This window comes from Novipirellula sp. (assembly GCF_041583735.1).
Taxonomy (GTDB): domain Bacteria; phylum Planctomycetota; class Planctomycetia; order Pirellulales; family Pirellulaceae; genus Novipirellula.
The window spans coordinates 1-5,964 of record NZ_JBFHFD010000541.1; the positions used below are offsets into that span (position 1 = coordinate 1).

General features: G+C 55.3%; 7 protein-coding genes. 3 read left to right on the forward strand and 4 right to left on the reverse strand.

The annotated features are described in order from the left end of the window. Positions 1–404 precede the first annotated feature (404 nt). The 3 genes from ABX962_RS27760 to ABX962_RS27770 form a co-directional block, all read right to left on the reverse strand. Positions 405–2,114: a kelch repeat-containing protein gene (locus tag ABX962_RS27760; RefSeq protein ID WP_372724314.1), complete on the reverse strand. Its 1,710-nt coding sequence runs from the start codon at positions 2,112–2,114 to the stop codon at positions 405–407. Positions 2,115–2,196: 82 nt separating this feature from the next. Beyond that, positions 2,197–2,667 (reverse strand): hypothetical protein, encoded by a 471-nt coding sequence (locus ABX962_RS27765; protein WP_372724316.1) that lies wholly within the window; start codon positions 2,665–2,667, stop codon positions 2,197–2,199. Beyond that, positions 2,664–3,614: a DUF1559 domain-containing protein gene (locus ABX962_RS27770; RefSeq protein WP_372724317.1), complete on the reverse strand. Its 951-nt coding sequence runs from the start codon at positions 3,612–3,614 to the stop codon at positions 2,664–2,666. Before ABX962_RS27770 ends, ABX962_RS27765 begins: the two co-directional genes overlap by 4 nt. Positions 3,615–3,661: 47 nt before the next feature. Between ABX962_RS27770 and ABX962_RS27775 the strand changes: the two genes are divergently transcribed. Continuing rightward, entirely contained in the window at positions 3,662–3,853 is a 192-nt protein-coding gene (locus ABX962_RS27775) for a hypothetical protein (protein ID WP_372724319.1), read from the forward strand. A gap of 100 nt (positions 3,854–3,953) precedes the next feature. Further along, entirely contained in the window at positions 3,954–4,154 is a 201-nt protein-coding gene (hemP, locus tag ABX962_RS27780; protein ID WP_372724321.1) for a hemin uptake protein HemP, read from the forward strand. Between the two features lie 214 nt (positions 4,155–4,368). Here the strand turns inward: hemP and mntR are convergent, their stop codons facing one another. Beyond that, positions 4,369–4,785 (reverse strand): manganese-binding transcriptional regulator MntR, encoded by a 417-nt coding sequence (gene mntR, locus ABX962_RS27785; RefSeq protein ID WP_372724323.1) that lies wholly within the window; start codon positions 4,783–4,785, stop codon positions 4,369–4,371. Between the two features lie 289 nt (positions 4,786–5,074). Here mntR and ABX962_RS27790 point away from each other — a divergent pair. After that, positions 5,075–5,964: DUF1559 domain-containing protein (locus ABX962_RS27790; RefSeq protein WP_372724324.1), on the forward strand; the 890-nt coding region annotated here is incomplete at its 3' end.

Below are 5,964 nucleotides of genomic sequence, written 5' to 3' on the forward strand. Positions count from 1 at the left end.
CGAAAGTGAGGGAAAATGGATTTTGATTCGGTCGCTCGCTGACGCATTTTGAAGTTGCGAGTTTAGACGTTCTTCGGGCCAAAGGCCCAGCAATTTGCCTAGCCTGGCCCAACGGGCCAGGTTTTAGATGCAACGAACCCTAAGGGCCAAAGGCCCGGCCATTTGCTAGCCGCCCTCATTTAGTCCCAGCAAACGGCCGGGCCGTTGGCCCTACAATTCATTGGTTTTCTTGGTCCCAGCCCGTTGGGCTGGGCTAGGTAAACGTCCGGGGCTTTGCCCCTAAATACAAACTCGCAACTTCAAAACTGACGCGTCGGGTTGGGGGGGAGGATTTGCAGGGGAATATGGCCCCGTCATGCGACGGGGCGATGCGGTTTTACGGTCAACCGATCGTTCGCTGGCCGTTATTTGATCTCGACGATCTCGAGATTTGTAAAGCGTCCGATCGACATGTTGGCACCACCCACCATCACCATTGATTTATTATCAAGTGGCAACATGCAGTGAAAGAAGCGTCCGGGATCGTAGCTGCTTGCGATCTCCCAATCGTCGCCGTCCTCGGTCAAGCGTTGGATCGTGCCGTTGACGGTGCTGACGTACAAGTGACCGGCATGGGATTGAGCCCAGCATCCAAAACCGGTCATCGCTTCACCGATCAGCGAAGCTCCCTTGGACCACTGGTTCGACTTTGGATCAAAGACATCGACCTCGGTGCTCGGTCCGTCCTCTTGATCCATGCCGCCCACGACATAGATCCGTCCGTCGTGTGCAGCGACCGACAATGCACGTCGCTCAAACGGTGGCGCTGCGATCGCTTTCCACTGCAGCGGTTGCTGGCTCAAGTCGGCGGTCCACGCGGTGTTGTGCCACTTGGTTTCATTCTCGCCCGACATCGCCCATCCGCCAATGACATAGACTTGGTCGCCGATCACCGCGGCGGCATGTGAAGATCGTGGTTCAGGCAGCGGGGTATCGTCCTTCCACTGTTTGGTCGCAATGTCATAACGGCTGACCGTTGCTTGCGATTGCAAATCATGCGTTTCGCCTTCGTCGTTCATCGCGGTGAAGCCGCCAATTCGCACCACCGAATTGCCGTGGCCAACCATCGCCAAACCTTGCAACTTCGGTCCCGAGGGCAACGAATCCCAAGACTTTCCACCGGGCAGATCGAGCGACCAAAATGCATTGGACTGTTCCGCGGTGGAATACGAATGTGCATCTCCGATGTGACCGCCGTAAACAAACAGTTTTCCGTTTGCGACCGCGCCACCGAAACTGGTCAACTTCCGCGGCAAATCTGGAAGTGACGAAGCTTTGACGGTGACCGACGATTCATTTGATTTCGTCATTTTTGATTCGTTGGCGCGGGCTGAGTCGGTGCGGTGTGATTCCCCGTTGGCCTGCGGCCGAGGAAACGTAGCGGTTAGATAGTTGCTGGTCGCTTGAAAGGACTCTTCTTTGAACGTACCCGAAGCCTGATCGTCCGTGAAGCCAACCATGATCGCGTTCAAGCCTGGTTCCACTTGCTTGCTTGAGAACGTCACCACCCCGTCGTCGTTCGTTTTTGCCGATCCTTCTTCATGCCCCTCGTCACAAAACAGCTTGACCTCGGCGTTCGGCAGTGGTTTTTGCTGCCAAAGCACCAAGACGCGGATTCCCTCGTCCACCGCCTTGATTTCGGCACGAAGCTGGTTGCCGCCTGATTTGCCTTCAGCCGGAGGTGTCGTCCAGGTGGCTGGATCTGGGCTGGGGAAATGCTGGACGTGATACACCAATTTCGAGCCATGGTAGATGCCGTACGTTTGCGTGCCGTAGATGCATCCGGTTTTCGCGACAGCATCCGCGGCCTGCAGTCCGACCAAGTCGTCGGTCGAAACGGTTTGTAGCGTCAGCGATTTGGGGGCTGAGTTTCCGTCGGTCTGCCACAGTTCGAATGCTTTCATCGATTCAGGCAAATGGTAAGTGCGATCGTCGAGCCCTTCGCCGAAGAACAGGATCGGTTTTCCTTGATCGTTTTGAGCGAGCCAAGGAAAGTGGGCGTGAACTGGGGTAGGCCCGAACAAACTAAGCAAGGCAAACAGGCAGGCGATGAAGGAGAGGTGGTGTGATTTCATTTTGGTGTTTTCAAGAAAGGATTTGGCGTCGAGTAAAAGTGGAAGGGAAAAAGACAGGCTGAATGCCTATCCCACGGTTTTACTACAGGTCGATCCGCAGCGGACTTTTCTGCTGTGGCGTGACCTCGATTTGCTTCGTCATGTTGGTAGTCGTATTGCGCGGCAAGCTTTTTGAGCGTTGCACTCCAAATTCGCGAGCCGCTTTGCGAGGGTTTTGCTCAGCAACCTCGATGATTGATTCGATCGCAGGTTCGTCGGGATTCACCCGTACGATGTATTCTCCGGCGTAGGGGCCCGTCAGTCGAGTGAAAGCGAAACGTCCTGCGTCGATTTGTGTTGCCACGGGAGTTCCTGTTTGAGATGCGGGCGTCAGAATCAAGGTCGCACGCTCAATCGGTTTGCCGTCGGATTGGACTGTCCCGTGTAGTGCGATCCGTTCGGGGGCCGGTTCGCTGCATCCGGTTGCCAGCGATATCGAAATCGGCACCGCGATCAACATCGCCTTTGCCATGACGGGACGAACTGTGTCCTCGCGAGAGCGTCGCTGCATCATTGATCGTCCCCCGGAATCACTTCGTGACCATTCTTGCTAGCGAGAGCATTGTAGATTTCATAGTCGATCGAATCGGTGATGAAATGCGTACTGCCGTCGGCATAGACAAAATGGGCGCCGCCGGAATGTTGACTTGCAAATCCACCCATATTTGCTGCGGTGTGGACATTTAGGGGATAAAGCGTCGTGCCCAATGCGATTTTTGGGTAACCGACGACCCAGCGTGCGGTGCCCCATTTCACTGTCCCGACCATGTCGCTCGGCAGCGTACTGCCGGTCCAGAGGTAGTCGTTGTAATTGTAGACGGTTTCGCCCAGTGCGATGGTCGACGAGGTTCCGTCCAGACAATCGCGGAAACGGTTCGGCGGGTTTTTGTAGCCGTACGATGGCCAATGCAGACCGAACAATCCGTCACCCTTCTGCATGTAGTCGTCGGTTCCTTCACACCACAGATAGCTGGTCGGGCCGCCGGTTTCGACGGGACGACCGTTGGTTCCGATGCGAGTATCCGGCGCATCGCGATTGAGGATCATCGACGGGCACAGGAACGTGGCGATCTTTTGCGACGAAACGTTTTCGTTGTAGGGATCGCTATAGCTTTTCGAGAAATCCCATTGCTGGTAGTTGTTGGATTCCTCGAGATGCGACAGCACGGAAACAAACGGGCTAATAAAGTTGCTTTGGATACTGCCAGCGGGGAATTGGCCAAACGTGCCATGATAGTTGTGGGCCGCCAACACAATTTGACGCATGTGGTTGGTGCACGACATCTTCCGTGCCGCCTCGCGGGCGGCTTGCACGGCCGGCAATAACAATCCGACGAGGATGCCGATGATCGCAATGACAACCAGCAATTCGACCAGAGTAAAGCCAGGCCGAGTGCGACGGGGGGATATTGGGTTTTCGGCAGCGTGCGAGGGAACGGACCGAGAGCGTAATGTTGTCATCAAACAACTCCTTCAAATGAGCCTACGAGAAAGGAAACAAGCTCTCGATGTTCGGACGTGAACACGAGAGATGCATCCGAGCGTGGCTGGCGAAGGTGCTGATGCCCCAGCGATGGCAGGCCGCTGAATTTAGAATGCCGTTTCTTGGCGTTCGCCACGGTTTGCTAAATCAGCAGCCGATCGCGGATCGGGGGCTGTCGTCCCAGTTGCTTGCTGCGTCGTCGAATGTGTATCGCTAATGCGAATCAGTCTCAACAAGTATTGTGCTGCGGAGGTTTTTTCGCAAGAATGGCTGAGTAAAAAAATCAAAACGCGTAAGCGACCTTAAAATAAAGACTTATGACGAATCCAAACGAATCGACGCCGCCTGCACCCAAAAAAACGGACGCCACCGACGGCGTTTGGGCGAGCCAGATCGCGCCAAAAATCGTCCGATTCAAGGATCTTGCCCGCTGTGGGGATGAGATTTGGATTGAGCATCAAGGGATGCTGTACCGATTGCGAGAGACGCGGCAAGGCAAGCTAATTTTGACCAAATAGAAAGGTCGGTGCCGCCAGACGGGGTTTTTTAAGGCGGGGGAGGAACTAGCCGCCAGGTAAATTTCGAGCGTTTTACTCGCTGCAAACGGACGGGGCCCCGCGCCGTGCCGCGACTAAAGTAGATGGCATTCGCCGTAACCGGGGCCCGCACAGTACCCGGCCGCTTACGCGTCGCGGCTCACGGATTCGCCCGTGCAGAACCCGGCCATATTTCTTAGGACGGCTCGCTGGGCCAGCCTTTGGTCAGGACGCGTTTCATGGCCGCCAGCGTTTCTTTGCTGACATGGTGCTCGATCCCTTCGCTGTCGGCAGCCGCCGTCGCCGCGCTGACTCCCATTCGCCGCAAGAAGCTCTCCACGATCTCGTGGCGTCGTCGTGACTGCGTCGCCAACCGCTTGCCTGCGGCGGTCAATTCGATCGGTTGGTAGGGTTCGGTCACGACAAACCCATCACGCTGCAGCCGGCCGATCGTATTGTTGACCGTGGCGTGCGTGACTGCGAAATGTTTGACGAGATCGATCGCCCGGCATACGCCTCGCTCGGTAATTGCGTCCGCGATCGCTTCGACATAGTCCTCGGCAACCTCGCTGGCATGGTCCGATCGAATTCGTTGGTAAGTCTTCGATGGCAAGTTCTGGTTCCCTTCGTGTGCCCCAAGTGGTGTAATCACCACCCGCAATGTGCCTTTATCGTAGCCCCATATCCTAACAAAATTGTTTTCACGCTGAATCCCCTTGATTGTGTCTGTCGCGATCGCTAGACTCTGCCCATGAAGTTAGTTTCGGCTAACATTTGGCTTGCAGACAGCAAGTCGCGATAGGGAACGCGTGTTCCTGTTTTTTACGAGGTTAAAGTTAGTGGCGGCTAACTTTTGGCGTCAGCTTCATGACAAACGTCGATAACGAAGATAGAGGTTTCGAATGCTGAAGTTAGAGTGTTTTTTTGCGGAGCAGAAATCCGTTTTGAATACGTCGGTTTCCACCGGATGCACGATCGATCGTCGCGATCGTCCTCGCCGCGGTGGGTTCACGCTGGTTGAATTGCTCGTGGTGATCGCAATCATCGGCGTGTTAGTCGGACTACTACTTCCCGCAGTCCAAGCCGCACGTGAAGCGGCGCGGCGTATGTCGTGTAGTAATAATTTGCGGCAAGTGGGTTTAGCAGCACATAACTATCATTCGGCTTACCAACGATTTCCCGCCGGCTATGTTTCGCATCCCACACGCGACGGATCGGCGCCAGCGTCGGTGATGATGGATTCGGTCACGTGGGACGCCGGCCCTGGTTGGGGCTGGGCCGCCGGACTCTTGCCGTTCGCCGAAGGCAACGCGTTAGCAGACAGCCTTCGCTATGATCAACCGATTTGGTCATCGTTTAATCGGCAAGCGATTTCCGCAAGCATTCCCATGTTCTTGTGTCCAAGTGCGACCGGTGGCGATGAACCGTTTGAAGTCAAAGACCAATCGGGAAATCCGCTGCTTATTGGGGGACAGCCAATGAAGCTTGGGCGCAGCCATTATGTGGCAAGCCACGGCCAAGAAAGCTGTTGGGGGGAATGCGGTTCGGCTGCGACCGGCGAAGTGTTCACAAACATCTATACGTCAACGACCAAGATCGTTCCGATTAATGGCGATGCTGCCACCGTTGCCGACGGGCCTTTTTTTCGCAATTCCAAAACACGTTTTCGCGATGTGCTGGATGGCACGTCCAACACGATTTTCTTTGGCGAACATAGCTCGGCGCTAAGCGAAAAAACTTGGGTGGGCGTTGTTCCTGGAGCGTTCACCCACCCACGGTTTTCGTCGCCTGA